Source organism: Alistipes megaguti (assembly GCF_944320325.1).
In the GTDB taxonomy this organism is placed as follows: Bacteria; Bacteroidota; Bacteroidia; order Bacteroidales; family Rikenellaceae; genus Alistipes; species Alistipes megaguti.
On the sequence record NZ_CALUHA010000009.1, the window covers coordinates 1 to 22,829 of the forward strand.

Annotated in this window: 20 protein-coding genes and 1 other RNA gene; 7 read left to right on the forward strand and 14 right to left on the reverse strand. The window is 58.0% G+C overall.

All coding sequences use genetic code 11. From position 1 onward, the window contains the following. Window positions 1-108: 108 nt before the first annotated feature. The 3 genes from PUQ42_RS03760 to PUQ42_RS03770 are packed head-to-tail and all read right to left on the reverse strand — an operon-like array spanning window position 109 to window position 1,860. On the reverse strand, window positions 109-645 hold the full coding sequence (locus tag PUQ42_RS03760; protein ID WP_273371145.1) for an RsmD family RNA methyltransferase: 537 nt from the start codon (window positions 643-645) through the stop codon (window positions 109-111). Then, complete coding sequence (locus tag PUQ42_RS03765; protein ID WP_273371146.1) at window positions 636-1,286, reverse strand: hypothetical protein; 651 nt, start codon at window positions 1,284-1,286, stop codon at window positions 636-638. The genes PUQ42_RS03760 and PUQ42_RS03765 overlap by 10 nt, the downstream gene beginning before the upstream one ends. Further along, the gene (locus PUQ42_RS03770; protein WP_122120903.1) at window positions 1,225-1,860 is read right to left on the reverse strand and encodes a hypothetical protein; all 636 of its coding nucleotides are present in this window, start codon (window positions 1,858-1,860) and stop codon (window positions 1,225-1,227) included. Before PUQ42_RS03770 ends, PUQ42_RS03765 begins: the two co-directional genes overlap by 62 nt. A 46-nt stretch (window positions 1,861-1,906) precedes the next feature. Between PUQ42_RS03770 and PUQ42_RS03775 the strand changes: the two genes are divergently transcribed. From PUQ42_RS03775 to mutS, 3 genes are all read left to right on the forward strand, one after another. Continuing rightward, the gene (locus PUQ42_RS03775) at window positions 1,907-3,322 is read left to right on the forward strand and encodes an ATP-dependent DNA helicase (RefSeq protein WP_087310384.1); all 1,416 of its coding nucleotides are present in this window, start codon (window positions 1,907-1,909) and stop codon (window positions 3,320-3,322) included. After that, window positions 3,315-3,890, forward strand: a complete 576-nt coding sequence (locus PUQ42_RS03780; RefSeq protein ID WP_273371149.1) for a uracil-DNA glycosylase family protein — start codon at window positions 3,315-3,317, stop codon at window positions 3,888-3,890. The genes PUQ42_RS03775 and PUQ42_RS03780 overlap by 8 nt, the downstream gene beginning before the upstream one ends. 221 nt (window positions 3,891-4,111) lie before the next feature. After that, window positions 4,112-6,742: a DNA mismatch repair protein MutS gene (mutS, locus tag PUQ42_RS03785; RefSeq protein ID WP_273371152.1), complete on the forward strand. Its 2,631-nt coding sequence runs from the start codon at window positions 4,112-4,114 to the stop codon at window positions 6,740-6,742. 89 nt (window positions 6,743-6,831) lie between these two features. Here mutS and PUQ42_RS03790 read toward each other — a convergent pair whose 3' ends face one another. From PUQ42_RS03790 to PUQ42_RS03805, 4 genes are all read right to left on the reverse strand, one after another. Beyond that, a complete protein-coding gene (locus PUQ42_RS03790) occupies window positions 6,832-7,248 on the reverse strand; it encodes a hypothetical protein (protein ID WP_273371155.1) in 417 nt (138 codons plus the stop codon). Between the two features lie 37 nt (window positions 7,249-7,285). After that, window positions 7,286-7,906 (reverse strand): uridine kinase, encoded by a 621-nt coding sequence (gene udk / locus PUQ42_RS03795; RefSeq protein ID WP_273371158.1) that lies wholly within the window; start codon window positions 7,904-7,906, stop codon window positions 7,286-7,288. A gap of 93 nt (window positions 7,907-7,999) precedes the next feature. After that, on the reverse strand, window positions 8,000-9,955 hold the full coding sequence (gyrB, locus tag PUQ42_RS03800; RefSeq protein WP_273371159.1) for a DNA topoisomerase (ATP-hydrolyzing) subunit B: 1,956 nt from the start codon (window positions 9,953-9,955) through the stop codon (window positions 8,000-8,002). Window positions 9,956-10,036: 81 nt separating this feature from the next. Beyond that, window positions 10,037-10,774 (reverse strand): cell division ATP-binding protein FtsE, encoded by a 738-nt coding sequence (locus PUQ42_RS03805; RefSeq protein ID WP_087310372.1) that lies wholly within the window; start codon window positions 10,772-10,774, stop codon window positions 10,037-10,039. Between the two features lie 130 nt (window positions 10,775-10,904). On the opposite strand from PUQ42_RS03805, the gene ssrA reads away from it, so the two are divergent. The 3 genes from ssrA to PUQ42_RS03820 all read left to right on the forward strand — a co-directional run bounded on the left by ssrA (window position 10,905) and on the right by PUQ42_RS03820 (window position 13,405). Continuing rightward, window positions 10,905-11,307: a transfer-messenger RNA gene (ssrA, locus tag PUQ42_RS03810) on the forward strand. 388 nt (window positions 11,308-11,695) lie between these two features. Beyond that, window positions 11,696-12,940 carry a formate-dependent phosphoribosylglycinamide formyltransferase gene (purT, locus tag PUQ42_RS03815; protein WP_273371162.1) on the forward strand — a complete coding sequence of 415 codons (1,245 nt, stop codon included), beginning with the start codon at window positions 11,696-11,698 and terminating at the stop codon, window positions 12,938-12,940. A gap of 24 nt (window positions 12,941-12,964) precedes the next feature. Continuing rightward, entirely contained in the window at window positions 12,965-13,405 is a 441-nt protein-coding gene (locus PUQ42_RS03820; RefSeq protein ID WP_087404663.1) for a peptidylprolyl isomerase, read from the forward strand. A 318-nt stretch (window positions 13,406-13,723) separates the two neighbouring features. Here PUQ42_RS03820 and PUQ42_RS03825 read toward each other — a convergent pair whose 3' ends face one another. The 5 genes from PUQ42_RS03825 to feoB form a co-directional block, all read right to left on the reverse strand. Further along, complete coding sequence (locus tag PUQ42_RS03825; RefSeq protein ID WP_087310363.1) at window positions 13,724-14,911, reverse strand: pyridoxal phosphate-dependent aminotransferase; 1,188 nt, start codon at window positions 14,909-14,911, stop codon at window positions 13,724-13,726. A gap of 158 nt (window positions 14,912-15,069) precedes the next feature. Further along, the gene (locus tag PUQ42_RS03830; protein ID WP_087310361.1) at window positions 15,070-15,768 is read right to left on the reverse strand and encodes an LrgB family protein; all 699 of its coding nucleotides are present in this window, start codon (window positions 15,766-15,768) and stop codon (window positions 15,070-15,072) included. Beyond that, window positions 15,761-16,132, reverse strand: a complete 372-nt coding sequence (locus PUQ42_RS03835; protein ID WP_087310359.1) for a CidA/LrgA family protein — start codon at window positions 16,130-16,132, stop codon at window positions 15,761-15,763. Before PUQ42_RS03835 ends, PUQ42_RS03830 begins: the two co-directional genes overlap by 8 nt. 146 nt (window positions 16,133-16,278) lie before the next feature. After that, entirely contained in the window at window positions 16,279-16,440 is a 162-nt protein-coding gene (locus PUQ42_RS10315; protein ID WP_122120888.1) for a FeoB-associated Cys-rich membrane protein, read from the reverse strand. A 6-nt stretch (window positions 16,441-16,446) separates the two neighbouring features. Beyond that, window positions 16,447-19,017 carry a ferrous iron transport protein B gene (feoB, locus tag PUQ42_RS03840; protein ID WP_273371165.1) on the reverse strand — a complete coding sequence of 857 codons (2,571 nt, stop codon included), beginning with the start codon at window positions 19,015-19,017 and terminating at the stop codon, window positions 16,447-16,449. Window positions 19,018-19,354: 337 nt separating this feature from the next. Here feoB and PUQ42_RS03845 point away from each other — a divergent pair, with 337 nt between their 5' ends. Further along, window positions 19,355-19,528, forward strand: coding sequence for a histone H1 (locus PUQ42_RS03845; protein ID WP_087310355.1), 174 nt, complete (start codon window positions 19,355-19,357; stop codon window positions 19,526-19,528). A gap of 364 nt (window positions 19,529-19,892) precedes the next feature. Here the strand turns inward: PUQ42_RS03845 and PUQ42_RS03850 are convergent, their stop codons facing one another. Further along, on the reverse strand, window positions 19,893-21,605 hold the full coding sequence (locus PUQ42_RS03850; RefSeq protein WP_273371168.1) for a phosphoethanolamine transferase family protein: 1,713 nt from the start codon (window positions 21,603-21,605) through the stop codon (window positions 19,893-19,895). Window positions 21,606-21,623: 18 nt separating this feature from the next. Next, window positions 21,624-22,826 carry a BamA/TamA family outer membrane protein gene (locus tag PUQ42_RS03855; RefSeq protein WP_087310351.1) on the reverse strand — a complete coding sequence of 401 codons (1,203 nt, stop codon included), beginning with the start codon at window positions 22,824-22,826 and terminating at the stop codon, window positions 21,624-21,626. Between the last annotated feature and the right edge of the window lie 3 nt (window positions 22,827-22,829).

The following is a 22,829-nucleotide window of genomic DNA, read 5'->3' on the forward strand; positions in this document are numbered from 1 at the left end:
CCCTGACCCCGTGCGTGACAGGCACGTATTCTAACCAGCTGAACTAACGCACCCCTTTCGGTATTGCGAGTGCAAAGGTAACACTTTTTTTGGAATCGACAAATTTTTTCAGACCTTTTTGAAAAAAGAAAATTGCACGCTTCCGTAACTTCTTAACTGCCAGAATCCCTCGTATTGCGAAAAATCCATCTTTTTCGAGTGCTCGAAGATCAGCAAACCGTCGGGTTGCAGCAGATCGCGGGCAAATACTTCGCGAATGACCTCCTCGCTGCCCTCAAGATCGTAGGGTGCATCCGAAAAGATGACGTCGAACTTTTTGGGACAACTCTTCAGATAGAGGAAGACATTGGCCTTGACGGGATGGAGATTCGTGATTCCCAACTGCCGGGCGGTTTCCCGGATGAAGTTGTAGTGGACGGGGTTGATCTCCACGGAGGTGACGCTTTTTGCGCCCCGCGAGGCAAATTCGTAACTGATCGAGCCGGTCCCGGCGAAGAGATCCAATACGTCACACTCTTCGAAATCAATCAGATTGTTCAGCACGTTGAAGAGGTTCTCCTTGGCGAAATCGGTCGTAGGCCGGGCCCGGAGGTTGCGCGGGGGATTGATGGTCCGCCCTCTGTATTTACCGCTTATTATTCGCATAATACCTTTTCGAAAACTTTACCGATCCATTTCCGGACTTTTTTCGGTTCATCGCCGGCAATCCGCAGTTCATATTCCGCCAGCGGGAACTCCGCACCGAGCCGCTGGATGAAATAGCCGATTTCGGCCTCTGTCGAGCCGGGAATTACCTCGGCCAGCTGCAGCACTCCGTCGCGATAGACTTTGACGTAGAGGAGTGTTTCCCGCCGGCAGATCCATACACATCTGCGGGTCTCGTCGGGCTGATACTCGAGCGGAGAGGTGAAGCGGGCCTGCGGGAGTTTTTCGGCGATCCTCTGCAGAATCTTCTTCTCCAGGGCCGCCACGGCGACCGTCCCGTTCCTGGCCGGACAGACTGCGGTGCACTCCGACTCGGCAAGCGGCATTCCGTTTGCGGCGAGGAACTCTGCCGCCCGTTCGTTTTGGAACAGGGCCTGCGGTACGAGCAAGGTTTTCGGGAGGAGGAGCTCCACCTCCACCGGCTCATCGGAAGACGGTATCCGTTCGAGTTCGGGGAGTGAAAAAGAGTGTCCATCCAACGACTGCTGAATGGACACTCCGAATTTTGAAGAAGGGGTTTTACTCCCAGTTACCTGCCTCATTGTTACCGGCATCCATGGAACCGAACTTGAGTCCGGCATAACGGTTGTAGTTGTTCTCCTCGTCGTCGATCAGATTGATGACCTCCTGGCGATAGGCGACCGTATCGAGGAACATCTTGTAGGGTGCGCGGCACTCCACGACGGGGATTACGACCTTGGACTCGGTGGTGATGATACCGGCCTCCATGATGAACTGCGCCTTGTTGTCGGTACCGGGGATATAGCGGAAGTTGAGTACATCTTCGCGCGAGAGTTTCTTGGGGGCGAAGATGGTGTCGATAACGGCGATCTTGAACTTTTCGACATTCTTGCGGCCGGATTTCTTCAGCATGGCCATGGCGACGGAGTCATCCTCGTCGACGATTTTGCGCTCGAGTTCGAGGGTGTCGTTCAGCACGAAAGACTCCAGGGTATCGAAGCTGGCGGTAAAGCGCTGATACTTGGTTTTGAAAGCGCGCTGGGCGGTACGGATGTCCTGAAGGCGGTCGATAACCTGCGCTTTTTTGGCCTTGGTGTCCGCCTCGAACTTGATCGGGGTGGAGATCTGAACATAGATGACGTAGATCAGAGCGATGATGGCTACGGCAAGAATGATTTGAAAGAGTTTTTTCATTTTATAAAATATTTGTTGTTAATTTTGCACAGTAAAATACCAACACATGTTCAGCACACGTATTGCGACCCAAATTTACGGTAAAATTTGTTTCGAAACAACTCCCGGGCAAAAAAAAATTATAGAAAAGTTGTCGGAATACCTGTCAGAGAGTGATACGTCGAAGATTTTCGTCCTGAACGGTTACGCCGGAACGGGCAAGACGACGCTGGTTGCGGCGTTGGTCGGGGCGCTCAAGGAGCTGGGAATCAAGACGGTGTTGCTGGCTCCGACGGGTAGGGCGGCGAAAGTGCTGGCGCAATACTCTCAGGAGAAGGCACTTACCATCCATAAGCGCATCTACCGCCAGCGGACGAATGCCGATTACGAATCGAAATTTTCCCTGAGTCCCAACCTGGAAAAGGGGGCCGTCTTTATTGTTGACGAGGCCTCGATGCTGTCGGATACGGCCTCGTCTGGGGCGCTTTTCGGCAGCGGGTCGCTGCTGTCGGACCTGGTGGATTACGTCCGTTCGGGACGCGGCTGCCGACTGATTCTGGTGGGTGACAGTGCGCAGCTGCCGCCCGTGGGGAGCGACTTCAGCCCGGCACTGGACCCCACGACGATGTCGGCCTACGGCGAGGTGGTCTACGGGACGATGGACGAAGTGGTGCGCCAGGAGTCCGAATCGGGGATCCTCTTCAACGCGACGCTTGTGCGCTGCATGCTGGAGAACGGCATCTGCACGACGCCGCATTTCGAGATGAACTATCCGGATATCGAGGCGGTCGAGGGCGGGGAGTTTCTCGAGAAGCTTCAGGATTGCTACGAGCGCTACGGGCGGGACGAGACGATCGTCATCACGCGTTCGAACAAGCGGGCGAACCGTTATAATGAAGGTATCCGCCGCAACGTGCTCTACGCCGAGGAGGAGATCGAGAGCAACGACATGCTGATGGTGGTCAAGAACAACTACTACTTTCCGGAGCACACGGAGAATTGCCCGATGAACTTCATTGCCAACGGGGACATTGCGCGACTGAAACGGCTGCGGCGGTTCGAGGATTTCTACGGATTCCGCTTTGCGGAGGCGCTGCTGTCGTTTCCGGACTACGACGATACGGAACTCGAATGCAAGATTCTGCTCGATACGCTCACGTCGGAGTCGCCGTCGCTGACACGCGAGGAGTCGACGCGCCTGTTTTACGAGGTGGAGAAGGACTACACGGATATCCGCAGCAAGTTGAAACGCTTCCGCGAAATCCGTGAGAATCCGCACTATAACGCGCTTCAGGTCAAGTTTTCCTACGCCGTGACGTGCCACAAGGCGCAGGGTGGTCAGTGGCGGGCGGTATTCGTGGATCGGTGCCTGTTCGGCGACGAGCCGATGACGCGCGACCTGCTGCGATGGCTCTATACGGCCCTGACGCGTGCCACCGAGAAACTCTATCTGGTCAACTTCGATTCCACGTTTTATGAATAGCGAACAACACCCCTTGAAGCCCTTTCTTCCGGAGCAGGCCCGGCTGTTGATGTTGGGGAGTTTTCCGCCGCAGCGCAAGCGGTGGTCGATGGAGTTCTACTACCCGAACTTCCAGAATGACATGTGGCGTATCGTCGGTTATCTGGCCCTGGGCGACCGACACGCCTTCGAGATTCCGGGTGAGCGGCGCTTCGACCAACCGAAGATCGAGTCCTTCTGCCGCGAACGGGGAATCGCCATGTACGACACGTCGGAGGAGATCATCCGACTGAATAACAACGCCTCGGATGCCTCACTTCAAGTAGTTCGCGAAGTCAATCTCGAGGCACTTCTGACCCGTATTCCGCAGTGCCAAACGATCCTTGCCACGGGCGGCAAGGCGGCCGAGACGCTGTGCCGCATCACGGGGTGTGAACTTCCGGCCGTCGGATCCTGGAGCCCGGCCCGATACGCCGGGCGCGATCTGCGCATCTGGCGAATGCCTTCCACCTCGCGGGCCTTCCCGCGCCCGGTGGAGTGGAAGGCCGACTTTTATCGGAAACCCTTCGCCGAATCGGGACTTCTCTGACCGGCGCCCGCCTCCGGAACCCCGTCGGACCGAACCCCGACCAACCGCCTTCCTGTCGCACGCCGGCCAGCCGCCCGATACCGAAAAATTCGACCGGCCACATTGCACGACCGCCGAAAAAAAGCTATCTTTGTCTCGTCTTTTTAGCGATTTTTACCTTGGCTACCGAAAAGAATAACGAAAAGAAAACCGACACGAAAAAATATGTCGAAACCCCCTTGATGAAGCAGTATTATTCGATCAAGGCGGTGCATCCCGATGCCGTGCTGCTCTTCCGGGTGGGGGATTTCTACGAGACCTTCGGGGAAGATGCAATCAAGGCGAGCGGCATTCTGGGTATCACCCTGACGCGCAGGGCCAACGGAGCCGCCTCGTACGTCGAACTGGCCGGCTTTCCCTACCATGCGATCGACACCTACCTGCCGAAACTGGTTCGGGCGGGCGAACGCGTGGCGATTTGCGAACAGCTCGAGGACCCGAAACTGGTCAAGGGACTGGTCAAACGCGGCGTGATTGAACTGGTGACGCCGGGCGTCGTGATGGGCGACAACATTCTGGCCAACAAGGAGAACAACTTCATCGCTTCGGTCTATTTCGGCCGGCAGAAGACGGGCGTCGCCTTTCTTGACATTTCGACGGGCGAGTTCTACGTGGCCGAGGGTACGGACAGTTACGTCGACAAACTGATCTCGAATCTTCAGCCGAAAGAGGTTGTCTACCAGCGAGGTTTTGAGGATCGCTTCACGTCGAGCTTCGGGTCGCGGCTCTACACCTACCGCCTCGACGAATGGGTTTTCTCCGAGGAGGTCAACCGCGAGAAACTCTGCAAGCAGTTCGGCACGCCGTCGCTCAAGGGCTTTGGTATTGACCACTTCACGGCGGGCATTTCGGCCGCCGGGGCCATTCTCTACTACCTGGACTTCACCGAACACCGTGAGACGAGCCACATTACCTCCATCTCGCGCATCGACCAGGATGATTACGTCTGGGTGGACAAGTTCACAATCCGCAATCTGGAGCTTTTCTCCTCGAACGGCGCGCGTGAAAAGTGCAGCTTTGCCGATGTGATTGACCGCACGCTGACGCCGATGGGCGGCCGCCTGCTGAAGCGGTGGATCGCCATGCCGATCAAGGATCCCGAGCAGATCAACCGCCGGCTGGATGTGGTCGAGCGCTTCACGCAGGATACCGAACTGGCCGACGCGGTCCGGGAACAGGTGTCGCTGGTGGGCGACCTGGAGCGTATCGCGGGGCGTATTTCGGCCCAGCGCGTGACGCCGCGCGAGCTGGTGCAGCTGAAGAACTCGCTCACGGCAATCGAGACGCTGAAGGCGGCCCTCGAATCGACGGACGACGAACGCCTCCATGCACTGGCTTCGCAGATCGACCTGCTGACGGAGATCCGCGACCGGATTGCGCACGAGATCTATCCCGATCCGCAGAACAACCAGATCCAGAAGGGCGGCGTCATTGCCGACGGGGTCAATCCCGAACTGGACGACCTGCGCCGGATCGCCCTCCACGGCAAGGACTACCTGGCCCACATCCAGCAGCGGGAGAGCGAGGCGACGGGAATCCCGTCGCTGAAGATCAGTTACAACAACGTCTTCGGCTACTACATCGAGGTGCGCAACGCCCACAAGGACAAGGTGCCCTCGACGTGGATCCGCAAGCAGACGCTGACCAACGCCGAACGCTACATTACCGAGGAGCTGAAGGAGTACGAGGAGAAGATCCTCGGTGCCGAGGAGAAGATGCTGCAGCTCGAACAGCAGATCTATGCCGAGCTAATGGCCTTCATCTGCCACTCGTTGAGCCCGATGCTGCGCGATGCGGCCATCGTGGCGCGGATCGACTGCCTGCAGTCGTTTGCCCGGCTGGCCGTCGAGCGGCGCTACGTGCGCCCGGTGCTCGACGAAGGCAAGCGGATCGACATCCGCCAGGGCCGCCACCCGGTGATCGAGACGCTGATGCCCGTCGGAGAGGAGTATATCCCCAACGACGTGATGCTCGACGATGAGAAGCAGCAGATCATGATGATCACGGGTCCCAACATGTCGGGTAAGTCGGCGCTGCTGCGCCAGACGGCCCTGATCATCCTGATGGCGCAGATGGGCTCGTTCGTGCCGGCCCAATCGGCCCATATCGGCGTTGTGGACAAGATCTTCACGCGTGTCGGGGCCTCGGACAACATTTCGCAGGGCGAGTCGACCTTCATGGTCGAGATGTTGGAGTCGGCCAGCATCCTGAACAACATCTCGGACCGCAGCATCGTGCTGCTGGACGAGATCGGCCGCGGCACGAGCACCTACGACGGCATTTCGATCGCCTGGGCGATGGTCGAGTACCTGCACAACCATCCGACGGCCCGTGCCAAGACGCTCTTCGCGACCCACTACCACGAGCTGAACGAAATGGAGCAGATGTGCCCGCGGGTGAAGAACTACCATGTGGCCGTAAAGGAGGTGGGCAACCAGATCGTCTTCCTGCGCAAACTCGAGCGCGGCGGTACGGAGCACTCGTTCGGTATCCACGTGGCGCGCATGGCCGGCATGCCGGCTTCGGTCGTGGCGCGGGCCGACGAGATCCTGCGCAACCTCGAACTGGTCTACGGTAATAATGAGATTGTCCCGAGCCGCAGCCTGAAGGATCGGGGGCGGAAATCGGCGCAGGCCGTAAAGGAGGCAGCCGAGAGTGGAGTGCCGCAGAACATGCAGCTTTCGATGTTCCAGCTGGACGATCCGGTACTGGTGCAGATCCGCGACCAGATCAAGGGGATTGACATCAATGCGCTGACGCCGCTGGAGGCGCTGAACAAGCTGAACGAGATCAAAAAGATAACCGGCATCTAACGAAGCAATACTTGAGGTAAGGTATGCAACGAGCCCCGGATCTCTCGAAAAGGGCCGGGGCTCGTGTTATTATTTGATTAGGTGTTATTCTAATTATACACGCCTTCTTTTTCTCTTATTATGCCTTTCTCATATTTGTTGGCACGCTTACCTGAATAAATTACAAGTTGACTGAATTTGGGTCTTCCAATCTGAATTTGTCCATCTGAAAAAACATATAGATAAACGTTTTTCATAGTCTTATTCCACACTGTTTTACCGTTAGAGTCTGTTACTTTTACTTTAACCCTGTATTTGTCGCTAAAAAAGCCATCTGGGCTAATGGATTTGACTGAAACTACTACATCGGTATACATTTCACCTTCTATATCAAGAAACCAAACTTTACGAATTAATTCCGCATTTTGCATTGGCAATGCTTTTTCAGTTTCATCGTTGTTGTTTTGAGCAAAAGCAAACGAATTGAATGAAATAGTGAAAATTAAAAGAACAATAAGTTTTTTCATAGCTTCATCATTTTAAGGCTGCTCTTAGGTTACCTATTTATCCGCGCTCGATGAGCGAACGAATGCTCTGGATCAGCATGGTGACAGCCACGGAGTTGAAGCCACCCTCGGGAATGATGACGTCGGCATACTTCTTCGAAGGCTCGACGAACTCGTCGTGCATGGGCTTCACCGTGGAGGTGTATTGCGTGATGACGGACTGCATTGTACGCCCGCGTTCGCAGACGTCGCGCAGAATACGCCGGGCCAGCCGGATGTCGGCATCCGTGTCGACATAGACCTTGATGTCCATCAGATCGCGCAGTTCCTTGTTTTCGAAGATCAAGATACCGTCGACGATGATTACCTTCGAGGGTTTGACGCAGACGGTTTCGGGCATGCGGTCGTGCTCGACGAACGAGTAGACGGGATGTTCGATCGGAACGTTGTTTTTCAGGGCCTTGATGTGCTCGACCAACATCTCGGTATCGAAGGCCTGGGGATGGTCGTAGTTGAGCTTCGTACGCTCCTCGTAGGTAAGTTCGGGATGGGCCTTGTAGTAGTAGTCGTGGCAGAGCGTGGCGACATCGTCCCCGACGAACGCCTCCTGAAGCCGTTTGACGAGGGTTGATTTTCCCGAGCCGGTACCACCGGCGACACCGATAACCGTAACTTTCATACCGCGGGTGTTTTTAATCGGTTGGCTGTTGTTTCGTTATATCGAAAAAGGGCTGTCCGTACTCGTCGGACAGTCCTTTTCCATGGAGTTTGCTTACGCGTCGATATTGGCGTAGTGGGCGTTCTTCTCGATGAATTCGCGGCGGGGCGGCACGTCGTCACCCATCAGCATCGAGAAGATGCGGTCGGCCTCGGCGGCATTTTCGATGTTGACCTGGCGCAGGATGCGTGTGTCGGGATTCATCGTGGTCTCCCACAGCTGGTGGGCGTTCATCTCACCGAGACCTTTGTAACGCTGTACGTGGGCTCCCTTGCCGAATTCGGCGGTGATCTCGTCGCGCTCCTTCTCGGTCCAGCAGTAACGCTCCTGCTTGCCCTTCTTGACCAGATAGAGGGGCGGGGTGGCGATGTATACGTGGCCGTTTTCGATCAGCTCCTTCATCTTGCGGAAGAAGAACGTCAGCATCAGCGTGGCGATGTGGCTTCCGTCGACATCGGCATCGGTCATGATGATGATCTTGTTGTAGCGCAGCCCTTCGAGGTTCAGGGCCTTGGAGTCCTCCTCGGTTCCGATCTTGACACCCAGAGCGAGGAACATGTTCTTGATCTCCTCGTTCTCCCACATCTTGTGCTCCTGGGCCTTTTCGATGTTCAGGATCTTGCCTCGCAGCGGCATGATGGCCTGGAAGTTACGGTCACGGCCCGACTTGGCGGTACCGCCTGCGGAGTCACCCTCGACGAAGAAGATCTCGGCTTCCGAGCGGTCGCGGCTCGTACAGTCGGCCAGCTTTCCGGGCAGACCCGCTCCCGAGAGGACGGTCTTGCGCTGAACAAGTTCGCGGGCGTGACGGGCGGCGTGACGGGCCGTAGCGGCCAGAATCACCTTCTGCACGATGGCCTTGGCATCCTTGGGATTCTCTTCGAGATAATCGCCCAGAGCGGCAGCCATGGCCTGATCGACGGCGGCAGCCACCTCGTCATTGCCGAGTTTGGTTTTGGTCTGCCCTTCGAACTGAGGCTCGGCCACCTTGACCGAAACCACCGCGGTAAGACCTTCGCGGAAGTCGTCGCCGTTGATGTCGAACTTCAACTTGGAGAGCATGCCCGAATCCTCGGCGTACTTCTTGAGCGTTCGGGTCAGGGCCCGGCGGAATCCGGTCAGATGGGTACCGCCCTCGATGGTGTTGATGTTGTTGACGTACGAGTGGACGTTCTCCGAGAAGGAGTCGTTGTACTGCATGGCCACCTCGACCGGGACACCGTTCTTCTCGGTATCGAGATAGATGATCTGATCAATGATCGGGGTGCCGCGCGTGGCATCGAGGTACTTGACGAACTCTTTGAGACCCTCCTCCGAATAGAAGTGATCCTCACGGAGTTTACCCTCCTCGTCGGGACGGCGGTCATAGAGGTTCAGATGGATTCCCTTGTTCAGGAACGCCAGCTCGCGGAGACGGCTTGCGAGGATGTCATACTTGTATTCGGTGGTATGGGTGAAGATCTCGGCATCGGGCTTGAAGGTGATGGTCGTTCCGCGGTCGGAGCATTCGCCGATGATCTCGACTTCGGAGGTAGGTTTCCCCTTGGAGTAGGTCTGGCGGAAGATCTTTCCTTCGCGGTGGACTTCGGCGATCAGCAGCGTGGAGAGGGCATTGACGCAGGATACGCCGACGCCGTGCAGACCTCCGGAGACCTTGTAGCTACCCTTGTCGAACTTACCTCCGGCATGCAGGACGGTCAGTACGACTTCGAGTGCGGACTTGCCCTCCTTTTCGTGGAATCCGGTGGGGATACCGCGGCCATTGTCCTTGACGGTGATGGAGTTGTCCTCGTTGATGGTGACGTCGATTTTGTCGCAGTAGCCGGCCAGGGCCTCGTCGATGGAGTTGTCTACGACCTCGTAGACGAGGTGGTGGAGACCCTTTTCGCCGATATCGCCGATATACATGGCGGGACGTTTCCGCACGGCCTCCAGACCTTCGAGGACCTGAATGTTGGATGCGGAATATTCTTCTTCCTGTTTCTTAATGATTTCTGGTTCGGTACTCATCTCAAACTTTCAAATATCGTACAAATGTACGAAAAGTTTTCGGATAATCCAATATGCCGGGGAGGCTTTCGGGCGGGAAAATCAGGCGAGTTCGGCTTCGAGATCGACCTCGCGGATCTTGCCCTGCGAGAAGAGGATGGCCCGTGCGGGATAGTTCTCGATCAGCGAGGTGTTGTGGGTGGACATCACCACGGCGCAGCCGTCCTCGGCGATCCGGCGGAAGAGTTTCATGATGCCGTCGGCCGTCACGGGGTCAAGGTTTCCGGTGGGTTCGTCGGCCAGCAGCACCTGCGGGCGGTTCAGCAGGGCGCGTGCGATGACCAGGCGCTGCTGTTCGCCGCCCGAGAGCTCGAAGGGCATCTTGTAGCTTTTGGCGCCCAGCTCGACCAGCCCGAGAACCTTGTCGATGCGTTCGCGGATCTCGTGTTCGTACTTCCAGCCGGTGGCCTTCATCACGTAGTAGAGATTCATGAAGACGTTGCGGTCCGTAAGGAGCTGATAGTCCTGGAAGACGATTCCGATCTTGCGGCGCAGATAGGGGATGTCGCGGCGGCGGAGCTTCCGCAGGTCGAATCCGGCGATATGGCCTTCGCCCGTAAGGAGCTGCATGTCGGCATAGAGGGTCTTCAGGAGCGAGCTTTTGCCGCTTCCGACGCGTCCGATCAGATAGACGAACTCGCCGGGACGGATAGCGAGGTTGACCTCCGAGAGGACCATTTCGCCCTGGCGGAGGAGTTTCTTTTCGGAGACGCTTCCGAAGGGGTCGTCGGCGTGGTAGATGGCCACGTCGCGGAGCTCAACGACATAGGAATTGTCCATGACAGTTTTCGGTTTACCGAGGCCAAAGATACGAAAAAATCTCCGGAACGGGGGAGCCGGAGGGTGAAAAACGGGAAAAATGTATTATCTTTGCCGCGTCTACGGTCGACAGCCGACTGCAAACAAATTCGGGGGTGCCCGGTTTTGACAGCAGGCAGAGTTTGATTGTAAGCACGCCGAGCGCTGTGTGGCGGCTCGTAAATCCCGACGCTCGAACTACAAATGGCAATAACAGCTACGCACTCGCTGCCTAATTTTCAAGGAAAATTAGCTTAATCGCCGAGGCCAAGGCGTCTTGGCGACGAGTATCCCGGAGAGGTGTTCCGCTCTTTAATGCCTTTCCATACGGGGTATCATTCATTTAGAGATAGTGCACCGGCGGTCCCGACCGGCGTGCGAAGATCAAGGGACTGGGCCCTGTGCTGGGTTGTTGCCTGCCAGGTACGGGGAGAAGGATCAAACGGCGACTAAGCGTGTAGAAAGCTTTCGGGTTCCCTGTTTGGACGCGGGTTCGACTCCCGCCACCTCCACAAGCGAAATTGGCATCTGCTTAAATATTAAGTAGATGCCAATTTGTGTTTCAGCAGCCGTTTCACTTTTTGACAGCCGTCGACCGACACGTGAAAGCAATTCTCAACCGCGCTTCCGCACCTGTTTTTTGCATGGCAAGCTGCTGCACACGCCCCGAGGATCCTGTTGGAGCCGACGCAAAACGACTGGACTGTCAACCTGTTAAAACATAGAAAACCATGAAAGTCAAGCCAAATCGGGAAATTCCGGTTCTCTTCCTCAAGGGGAGTGAAGAACTTGAACGTGCAACGGGTGTCACCAGCAGCAGAGCGCACGCAAACGCTGGCAGCACGTGGTGATAACGATTGAACGGCGCTCGCGCCCGATACCCGAATAGCCTTTTCTCAGCGAATGCCGCCCGCAGCGTGCCGTATCAACGGAAAAAATTCTATCTTTGTAGTCGAAAAATCCAAAACCACCACACAGATGAAAAAGATACTGCTTCTGGGCTCGGGCGAACTGGGCAAGGAGTTCGTGATTGCGGCCCAGCGACTGGGCCAGACGGTCGTTGCGTGCGACAAGTATGCCGGAGCACCGGCCATGCAGGTGGCCGATGCCTGCGAAGTCTTCGACATGCTGGATGGCGAGGCCCTTTCGGCCGCCGTTGCCAAACACCGCCCGGACATCATCGTCCCGGAGATCGAGGCGATCCGCACCGAACGCCTCTACGACTTCGAGCGCGAGGGGATCCAGGTCGTCCCGAGTGCCCGTGCCGTCAACTTCACGATGAACCGCAAGGCGATCCGCGACCTGGCTGCCAAGGAGCTGGGACTGAAGACGGCCCGCTACTTCTACGCCAGGACGCTCCAGGAGCTTCGCGAGGCGGCCGACCGGATCGGCTACCCGTGCGTGGTCAAGCCGCTGATGTCGTCGTCGGGCAAGGGCCAGTCGGTGGTCCGTTCGGCCGACGAGGTGGAGGCTGCCTGGCACTACGGTTGCGAGGGCTCGCGGGGCGACATCCGCGAACTGATCGTCGAGGAGTTCATCCGCTTCGACAGCGAGATCACGCTGCTGACCGTCACGCAGAAGAACGGCCCGACGCTCTTCTGCCCGCCGATCGGTCACGTGCAGAAGGGCGGCGACTACCGCGAGAGTTTCCAGGCGCCTGAGATTGCCCCCGAACACCAGGCCGAAGCACAGCGTATGGCTGCCGCCGTCACGGGAGCACTGACCGGCGCCGGCCTTTGGGGCGTGGAGTTCTTCCTGAGCCACGAGAATGGCGTCTACTTCTCGGAGCTCTCGCCGCGCCCGCACGATACGGGCATGGTGACGCTGGCCGGGACGCAGAATCTCAACGAGTTCGAACTCCACCTGCGGGCCGTGCTGGGGCTTCCGATCCCGGAGATCACCTTCGAACGGATGGGCGCCAGCGCCGTGATCCTCTCGCCCGTGGCCACGCAGACGCCGCACTATGAGGGCGTAGCGGAGGCACTGGCCGACAATCCGCGTACCGACATCCGTATTTTCGGCAAACCGACGGCGCGTGTCAACCGCCGCATGGGTGTCGTCGTGGGCTACGAACCGCTTGGCAGCGACCTTGACGCGCTGCGCGACCGGGTGAAGGCTGCCGCCGCCAAAGTCAAGGTAACCGAATAAAAACCGGAACAACTGAAGATACCCATGAAGACCTACGCCATTATTGAGACCGAAAAGGGAACGATGAAGGCCGAGCTCTACGCCGACGAGACGCCGGGTACGGTGGCCAACTTCGTCGACCTGGCCGAACACGGCTTCTACGACGGACTGACGTTCCACCGTGTCATTCCGGACTTCGTGATCCAGGGCGGCTGCCCGCGTGGAGACGGAACCGGAGGACCGGGCTATACGATCAAGTGCGAGACCTCGGCACCGCGCCAGCGCCACGACCGGGGCGTGCTGTCGATGGCCCACGCCGGGAAGGACACGGGCGGATCGCAGTTCTTCATCTGCATGAACCGCGAGAATACGAAACACCTCGACGGGGTTCACACCTGCTTCGGACAGGTGGTCGAGGGGCTGGACGTGATCGACGACATCCGCCGCGGAGACCGCATCCTCTCGATCCGCATCGTACGCGAGTAAACCGCCCCGCACGCTGCGGTTCACCGCCACGCAACAGCCGTCTCCCGGAAAGAGACGGCTGTTTTTCTTCTCCGGCAGAGTGCGGCCGTCGTGTGGCTTTCATGCCCGGCAGAGTCTGCATTCATCCGTTCGGGGCTCGTCCCCCGACGAAGCGTCGCTGCCGGCATGTTCTCGTTCCGGCGGAGTCCCCATTCATCCGTTCGGGACCCGGCTCCGATCCCGACCCTCCGAACGCTCCCTGCCGCCCGGCTCTTTTCCACAAAAAAGCCGCAGCCTCCCGTAGGAAGTTGCGGCTTTGCCTGGTCCGTTTGCCGGAGACTATTTTCCGAAAGCGGCCTTGATCTTGTCCGTTGCCTTCTTGAGCAGCTCCTCGGGGCAGCAGAGCGTGATGCGGATGTAGCGCAGACCTTCGGAACCGAAGATACCGCCCGGTGTGAGGAAGACATCGGTCTTCTCCATCACCTCGTCCGAGAACGAGAAGCTGTCGCCCTTGTAATCCTCGGGGAGTTCGGCCCAGACGAACAGACCGGCCTGATGCTCGCGGTAGGAGCACCCCAGCGCGTTGAGCAGTTCGTAGGCCTGACGCTCACGCCCGTAGTAAATCTCGTTGAGCTGCTTGTACCAATCCTCACCGAGGGCGAGCGCCGTGGCGGCAGCCGCCTGAATGGGGTAGAACATACCGGAGTCCATGTTGCTGCGGAAGGTCATGACATCCTTGATCCACTCGGCCTTTCCGACCAGCACGCCGACGCGCCATCCGGCCATCGAGTGCCCCTTCGACAGGGAGTTGAGCTCCAGGGCAACCTCCTTGGCCCCCTCGACGGCCATGATCGAGAGCGGACCGGCCGAGTTGCGGATGAAGCTGTAGGGGTTGTCGTGGATGATCAGAATATTGTGCTTGGCGCCGAAGTCGATGATCTTGCGGAAGAGTTCCATCGAACCGACCTGTCCGGTCGGCATGTTGGGGTAGTTGACGAGCATCATCTTCACGCCGTCGAGCCCGGCCTTTTCGATAGCCTCGAAATCGGGGTAGAAGTTCGTCTCCTTGTTGAGCGAGTAGGGGACCATGACACCTCCGGCGAGCTTCACGCCGGCCGAGTAGGTCGGATAGCCGGGGTTCGGGACGAGGACCTTGTCGCCGGGATTGAGGAACGTCATGCAGATGTGCATGATACCCTCCTTCGAGCCGATCAGGGGGTAGACCTCCGACTTGAAGTCGAGATCGACATGATACCATTTCTTGTACCAGTCGGCAAAAGCCTTACGCAGAATGGGTTCACCCTGATAGGACATGTACTTGTGTACGTCGGGGCGCTGGGCCTCCCTGGCCAGGCAGTCGATGACGGACTGATGAGGCGGAAGGTCGGGGCTTCCCATGGCCAGTTTTACGATCTGGCGGCCCGTAGCCGCTTCAATCTCAGCTATTTCGCGCAGACGACGCGAGAAATAGTACTCTCCGATACCGTCCATGCGGTGTGAACGGGCGATGTTGACTGCTTTTGCCATATTGTGTTAGATTTGGGATTATGCTGTCGACAAAGATAGGCAATTCGCGGGAATATTAAAAAATTATAGGAACAAAAACGGCGAAAACGCCTTTCGTGGGCCGTGCAGGCACCTCAGCAGGCGTTTCACGCGAATCTGTTTTGCGAACTGAGGCTCTTTCAATAGAGGTAGCGCTCCATCAGCGGCACGAGCAGGGCCGTAGCCAGCCCCATCAGCGCCATGGCCAGTCCGCTCAAGGCACCTTCGACGACCCCGATTTCGATGGCCCGTGCGGTACCGATTCCGTGTGCGGCGGCACCAAGGGCGAAACCGCGGGCTTCGGGATCCCGGACGCCGCAGTGGCGGAGAATCCACTCGCCGAAGATGCTGCCGAAGATTCCGACGCAGAAGACCACCACGGAGGTAACCGAGACGTTTCCGCCCAGCGGTCCGGCCACCGATACGGCAATGGGGACGGTGACCGATTTGGGCGCGAGCGAGTTCAGGATCTGGCGTTCGACGCCGAATGCCTCGGCGATGTAGACGACGCTCAGCCCGCCGACCACACAGCCGGCGAGTGTGGCCACGGCTACGGGCATCAGACTGCTGCGGAGCCGTTCCAGCTGTTCGTAGAGCAGGTAGCCCAGAGCGACGACCGACAGGCCGAGGGCGAAATTGAGGATGCCGGTTGCCTCCTGATACCGGGGGTAGTCGATGCCCGCGCAGCGCAGGAAGACGATCACGGAGACGAACGTCAGCAGCACGGGATGGAGCAGCGGCATGTGCGAACGCCGGTAGATGAGCGTTCCGAGGCAATAGAGACCCACGGTGAGGGTGAGCAGGAAGAGGTCCGATCGGAGGAACTGGAAATCAAGCATGGTGGCGTTGTTGTTTGATGTGACGCAGCCGGACTCTGCGGTTCAGGCTTTGGAAGGTTTTTCCGGTGACGAAGAGCACAAGGATCGTCGAGATGATTCCCGAGACGAGGATTGCCCAGAGGTTTTCGAGAATGACGCGGTACGAATCCATGAGGCCCACGCCGTAGGGGACGAAAAAGAGGGCCATGGCTCCGAGCAGGAAGCGGGCCGCCGGGCGGATGGTTTCGGCCTTGACCCAGTGCATGCAGAGCGAGACGAAGAGGAGGATCAGTCCGATGATGTTTCCGGAGATGTATCCGCCGGTCAGGAGGCTCAGGGCATTTCCGATGAGCCAGAAGAGGAGAATGAAGAAGAGTCCGGTCATAAAATCACATTTACGTTCACACACGGTTATCGGCGGGGGCAAACCCGACAAACGGCGAAGCCGACTTCCTCGGGAGGTCGGCTTCGCTGTGGGATTCCGCCGTTTTCGGGCGGCAAATATAGCGCAAGAGGCGTGTATACGCAAATTTATTTTCGTCGGATCTCCCGGAGCGGGCATTTTGTCTGGCTGCAGGAGGCGCAGCCGCCCCTTCGACGGCCGCACAGCAGCCGCCAGAACCAGACGACCGCTGCAGCGACGGCCGCCGCCACAATTCCCCAGACGATATAGTCCTGTACACCGTTCTCCATGGTCTGTCAGCAGAAGAGCCGTGCGATGTGGTAGACGATCCAGGCCATCACCCAGGCGACGGCCGTGTTGTAGAGGATCGACGCGGCGGCCCATTTCCATCCGGCTTCGGTGCCGATGGCCACGACGGTGGCGATGCACGGCACGTAGAGCAGGATGAAAACCAGGAAGGCCAGGGCGGCCGCCGTCGAGAAGTCGCCGCTCTCAAGCAGCCGTTGCGAAAGGGAATCCAGCTGCTCTTCGTCGGACGCATCCGCCGTTTTGCCGGCATTGTCGACCGTCGATCCGGCCGTTGATCCGACCGCAGCGTCTTCGACGAGGATCTGGGTCGAGGCATCCGCACCGCCGATGATGCCGATGGTCTGCGGCGGAAGCTGCGCACCGGGCGTCTGTGCCGACGGAGCGTCGGCCTCGGTCTGCGGTTCGGCATAGAGGACGCTGAGTGTCGAGACGACGATCTCCTTGGCCGGGAGTCCCGAGAGCAGCGCCACGCTGGCCTTCCAATTGAATCCCAGCGGGCGGAAGACCGGTTCGCATCCCTTTCCGATGCGTCCCAGATAGGAGTTTTCGTAATGGGTTTCGCTGCTGCCCCCCTTTTCCGAACGGGGGTAATAGCTCAGGGCCCAGACGATGACCGATGCGATGAGGATCATGCCGCCCATCTTCTTGAGATACTGCGCACACTTGTCCCACATGTGCGAGAGGGTGGTCTTCCAGGTCGGGAGACGATAGGGGGGCAGCTCCATGACGAACGGCGTCTCGTCGACGGGGAAGAGGAAGCGTCGCATCAGCCGGGCGGTGATGATTGCCACGACGATGCCCAGCAGATAGAGTCCCAGCATGACGGCGCCGGCGTTGGCCGAGAAGAAGACCCCGGTCATGAGGATGTAGATTGGAATTCGCGCACTGCAGGACATGAATGGCGTTATCAGGATGGTAATCAGCCGGCTGCTTTTGCTTTCGATGGTCCGGCAGGCCATGATGGCGGGGACGTTGCAGCCGAATCCCATGATCAGCGGGATGAACGATTTTCCGTGAACGCCGATGCGGTGCATGACGCGGTCCATGATGAAGGCCGCGCGGGCCAGATAACCCGAATCCTCCATGAAGGCGATGAAAAGGTAGAGGATCATGATGTTCGGGAGGAAGACGATGACCGACCCGACGCCGCCGATGATACCGTCGACGATCAGGTCACGCAACGCTCCGGCGGGCATCAGTGCATTGACGCCGCGGCCGATCCAACCGACCAGCGCTTCGATCCACGACTGGGGATAGGCTCCGATGCTGAACGTGCACCAGAACATCAGCCCCATCAGGGCAAAGAAGATCGGGAATCCCCAGAGTTTGTGGGTGACGAAGGTGTCGATCAGCGCCGTTGCGGTCACCTCTTCGCGTTTGCCGGGGGTGTAGGTCTCCTTCAGGGCGCCCTGGATGAAGCCGTATTTCTGGTTGGCGAAGGCCGTTTCGACATCTTCGCCCAGCGCTTCGGAGATCCGCTTGGCCTCGCGGTCACGGATTTCGGTCCAGACCGGGTAGCGTTCGCAACTGCGCAGCGACTCCTCGGCCTGCTTGTCGCTTTCGAGCATCTTCATGGCCCAGTATCGGGGCGGGAAGGCCTTGGGCAGTTCGTCGCGGTGGAGGCTCATGTCGCTGTTGAGCTTGCGCAGACTCTCGTCGATGACCGGCCCCATGTTGATATGAATGTGGCGCACGCGCTCGTCCCGGTTTTCGTAAACATTGATTACCGTATCGAGCAGATCGTTGATGCCCTTGTTGTTGCGGGCCTCTACCGGAACCATCGGTACACCCAGCATGCGGCCCAGACTGTCGTAATCGAGCGTCGAACCGCTGGCTTTGAGCTCATCGTACATGTTCAGTGCCACGACCATCCGCGGGTTGATGTCGATCAGTTCGGTGGTGAGGTAGAGGTTGCGCTCGATGTTCGAGGCAACGACCGAGTTGATCACCACGTCGGGGGTCTGCGTGGCGAGGTGGTGACGGACGAACCGCTCTTCGGGGGTGTAGGCCGACAGGGCGTAGGTGCCGGGCAGATCGGTGATCTCGAAGTGGTAACCCTTGTATTCGCAGTGTCCGATCTTGGCACCGACCGTCACGCCGCTGTAGTTTCCGACGTGTTCGTGACCGCCCGAGATGGCGTTGAAGAGCGAGGTTTTGCCGCTGTTGGGGTTTCCGACCAGTGCCACGGTAATCGTGCGGCTCTGGCGGTCCAGCACCTCTTCGCGCGAAGCGCACTCGTCGTCATTGCTGTCCGTTGCGGGATCGTTCGGATTGCCGTCTCCGGTCACCTGGCGGATCCGCTCGGCCCGGCGGGCGAGGTATTCGTCGGCTTCACTGTCCGAGAGGACTTCGACCATTTCGGCTTCGCTGCGCCGTAGCGAGATATCGTAACCCATGATCCGGTATTCGATGGGATCCTTGAGCGGGGCATTGAGAATCACCTCGACCCGCTCGCCGCGGACGAATCCCATCTCCATGATGCGGCGCCGGAAACCGCCGTGGCCCATGACCTTGACGATCGTGGCGGATTCACCGCTTTTCAATTCGGAAAGACGCATTTTTCACGTAGAGTTTTTCGGCTGCAAAAATACGATATTATTCCGAGACGGTCAATCCCTGATTATAGGTATCTTTTGTCCTGGGGGAGGGCTGGTTTTGCGGAGCGTCCGTTTCCGGAGATTCCGGACAAGATCCGTTTTTCCGGGCGGATCGGGCTAATATTCGGCCGTTTTTGCGCTGTCGGGGAGTCAAAACGGGGGCAGGCCCCTGTCAAAAGGCTGTTTTTCCTTGAAAAAAACGCGTTTTTCGGGCTTCAGAGGCTGGGGTTTAGAATATTTTTATATCTTTGCGTTGATAACAACCCAAAAACTCTAAAACAATTAAAATTCTAAAACCATGAAAGAGTTAGTAGAAAAGATCAATGCCGAGTTCGAAGTATTTGCTGCCAATGCAGCCGCTCAGGTTGAGAAGAACAACAAGGCTGCCGGTACGCGTGCCCGCAAGTCGGCTCTTGAGCTTTCGAAGCTGATGAAGGAGTTCCGCAAGGTATCCGTAGAGGCTTCGAAATAATTCGCATTTCGGATTGTGAAAAAGGTCGCGGCTCGAAGTCGCGGCCTTTTTTGTTTGAACATTCCGGCGCTTTTGGTACCTCCGGACACGCTTCGGGAGTTTCCTTTGAGTCAGTTGCTCCGCCGTCAGCAGCCCTCTCCTCGGAGGCCGATTGCCTTTGGGGTCTCCGGTCATTACCCCTTTGACTCTCGGGCAACGATCTCTTCCTCCGGCTGATTCCGCTTTTGTCTTCCGGTCATTTGCCCCTTTGACTCTCGGGCAACGGTCTTTCTCCCCGGTATTACGCTTTTGTCTCTCGGCACTTTTGGGGCCCTCTCATCGCCCCTCGCCCCCTCCGGGTCCGTGTGCCCCTCGGGCCCCGCTGTCACATTTTGATGCCGTAACGACGGAAGACCTCGAAATCGAGCTCCTTGAGGCCCGTCTTGGGATAGGGAACCGCTTCGTTGTGGTCGTTCAGATAGAAGCGTGGCGCTGTCCGGTCGTAATCCGGACTGACAAGCGAAACCTGTGTCGAGAGGTAACGGCCCTCGATCGAAGCCATGTCGGCCATCGTGTGGAAGAGGGCATGGGTATTGGCCGGTGCGGTTTCGTTGGCTCGGGCCGCCTCGACCTTTTCGGGGAACGTGCGGCAGTACTCCTCCGAGAACCAGGCCAGCGACGCCACACAGAGTTGATAGGCCGTGGTGGTGGGCGAGGCGTGGAGGAAGCGTTCGCGCGAATCGTCGATCAGATCCTCACCGTGGTCCGCACAGTAGAGCAGGGCCGAGGAGGTATTTTCGAGCGATTCGAGGAATCCGATTGTCTCGGCGAGGAAATAGTCCGTATAGAGGATCGAGTTGTCGTAGGCATTGACCAGCGTCTGACGGTGCTTCAGAGCAATGGCGACGTCATCGTCGGGCAGGAAGCGGGCGAATTCGCGCGGATAGCGCTGATGATAGCTGAAGTGCGAGCCGTAGCAATGGAGGATGAAGAGGATCTTCCGTTCATCGGTCCGTTCGAGCACCCGCCTCATCTCGTCGAGCAGTTGCATGTCGTGGCGCGGCGAGCGGATGTAGATCAGATGGTTGGCATCGTGGGCCAGATTGTCGATCATGGCACCCTGAGGCGACTGGTTGGAGATGAACCAGGTGTCGAATCCGATCTCGTTGAAGAGGGCGGGAAGCCCCTTGCGGCGATAGAGCTCCTCATGTTCGTCGGTGGCCACCGACGAGAGGATCAAGGGGACGCTTTTGTGGGTGGTGTTGCTCTGGGTGAGCATGTCGCGGAAGACCACCACGTCGTTGCGCTTCGACAGGCGCGGATTAGTCTCACGTTCATATCCATACAACTGCCAGTTCATGGCGCGGGCCGCCTCCCCGATGATGTAGACGTAGACCTCGCGGCCGGGAGCCTGGGCCGTACGCCGGGCCTCGAAGGAGAAACCCTCGGAACTTTTTTCGAAGTTGTGCGACTTGCGGAACTCCGAGCCGCTCAACCCGAGGTTGTAGATGACATTCAGCGGGAAGATTTCGTCGCGCAGGACGTGCTTCGATTCGCTGACGTGGTAGGCGGGCCAGAGCGCCAGCAGACCCAGCGAGAAGAGGGCGCCGCCGGTCAACCCGATGCTCATACGGGAGGTATGGGAGATGTAGCGCTTGTGGGCGATTTCGCGTGCTGCCAGCCAGAGCAGCGGAATGTAGATCACGCAGACCAGCACGACCGACGGATAGATGTTGCTCAGCAACTCGTTGGCCTCGCCGGGATTGGTCGTCAGGACGTTGGTGAACATGTCCGTGGCGATGATCGAGTTGCCGAACAGGTAGAGCAGCACGATCTGGAAGGCGCAGAAGAAGATGAACGGGAATCCGAGCCAGATCATCACTCCCGAGCGGCGGAGCGCCACGCTCCACATCATGTAGAATCCGAGCGGCAGGAGTATCAGTGCTTCATCACTCCAGATGGAGTATTCTTCCGTATTGATCAACACGCAGTTGGGAATGATCAACGCCACGAAGAAGTAGACCGTCAGCAGCGTGGTGAAACGGCTGCGGGTCTTGACGATCCGATGCACCTCTTTCCGATTCTTCTCAACACTCATAGTCCGTTCGTCTTACACTTAAAAAGCTTCGTTGATGCTCAGCAGGAAACTGTTCGTCTCCTTGCCGAATCCGTAGTCGAGTCGCACGTTGACCCGTTTTTTGAGTTCCCAGCGCAGGCCGAGACCGTAGTTGGGCAGCGTCTGGTTCCACTGGAAATCGCGGAACGTATGGAAGACGTTGCCGGCTCCGCCCCAGACGACGCCTCCGATGCGTCGCCAGATCCGCTGCCGGAGTTCCACCTGAAAGGTAATCATGTTGTTGTCCGTGAAGCGGCCGAGGTAGTATCCGCGCATGCGCTGGTTGTCACCCAGTCGGGCGAGCATGGGCCAGGGGGTGCCGTCGGAGTTGAATTCGGCGAAGAGATCAACGGCCAGGATGCAGTCTTTCCACACGCGCTGATAGGCATCGGCCGTGAAGGTTGTCTGCCAGAGTGCCCGGCCGCAATTGCCCAGCGCCTTGGGGAAACAGGTCTCCCGGAAGCTGACATAGACCCCTTTGAAGGGGTTGGGAATGAAATCGCGGCTGTCGTATTCAACTAGGGCTCCGATTCCCGTAGCGACATATTGCGAATTTTCGCCGTCGAGGTATTCGGGTTTCGAGAAACGGATGCCTCGCGTGTAGTCGAAGTTGACCAGTCCGCCGACGAAGGTGTTCGGCAACACCTTGTGCAGATAGCGGGCGTCGATCATGATCCGTTTTTCGGAGTAGGTGCTCACCTCGTTATGGAGCGCGTTATCGTATCCGATACCCCAGAAATCGCGGGGCGCTGAAGCGAAAGTAACGTTGTAGCTCAGGCGCTGTTTATTCTTGGAAAAGATGTTGTTACCGAACATACCGACGGAGTAGAACCCCGTGATCGACACATTCGCGAAGACGGAAACGTTCGACGGTGAAGTGATCGAATCGGTACGGTCCAGCCGATAGAGGCCCGCGGCGAGGGCTGCGATTCCGAGACTGGTTGTTTTCGAATAGCTCGGGCCTCCGGCAAAGGTGAAGTCGATTTTTTTCTCGAAGGTCCGGTCGGTGGTCGATTCGCCGAAATAGTCCACGATCCGTTTCAGGAAGGACTTTTTTCGGGGTGTGTCCTGCGGCAGCGGGGTGTAGGTATAGCGAATGGTGTCTCCCTGTGCGAGGCTCCATTCGGATTCCTGTGCGACCCCGGGGCTGAGGGCTCCCGTGAAGACGGTCAGGAGTGCCAGCAAGGCGGATCGGCGCAGCATGCG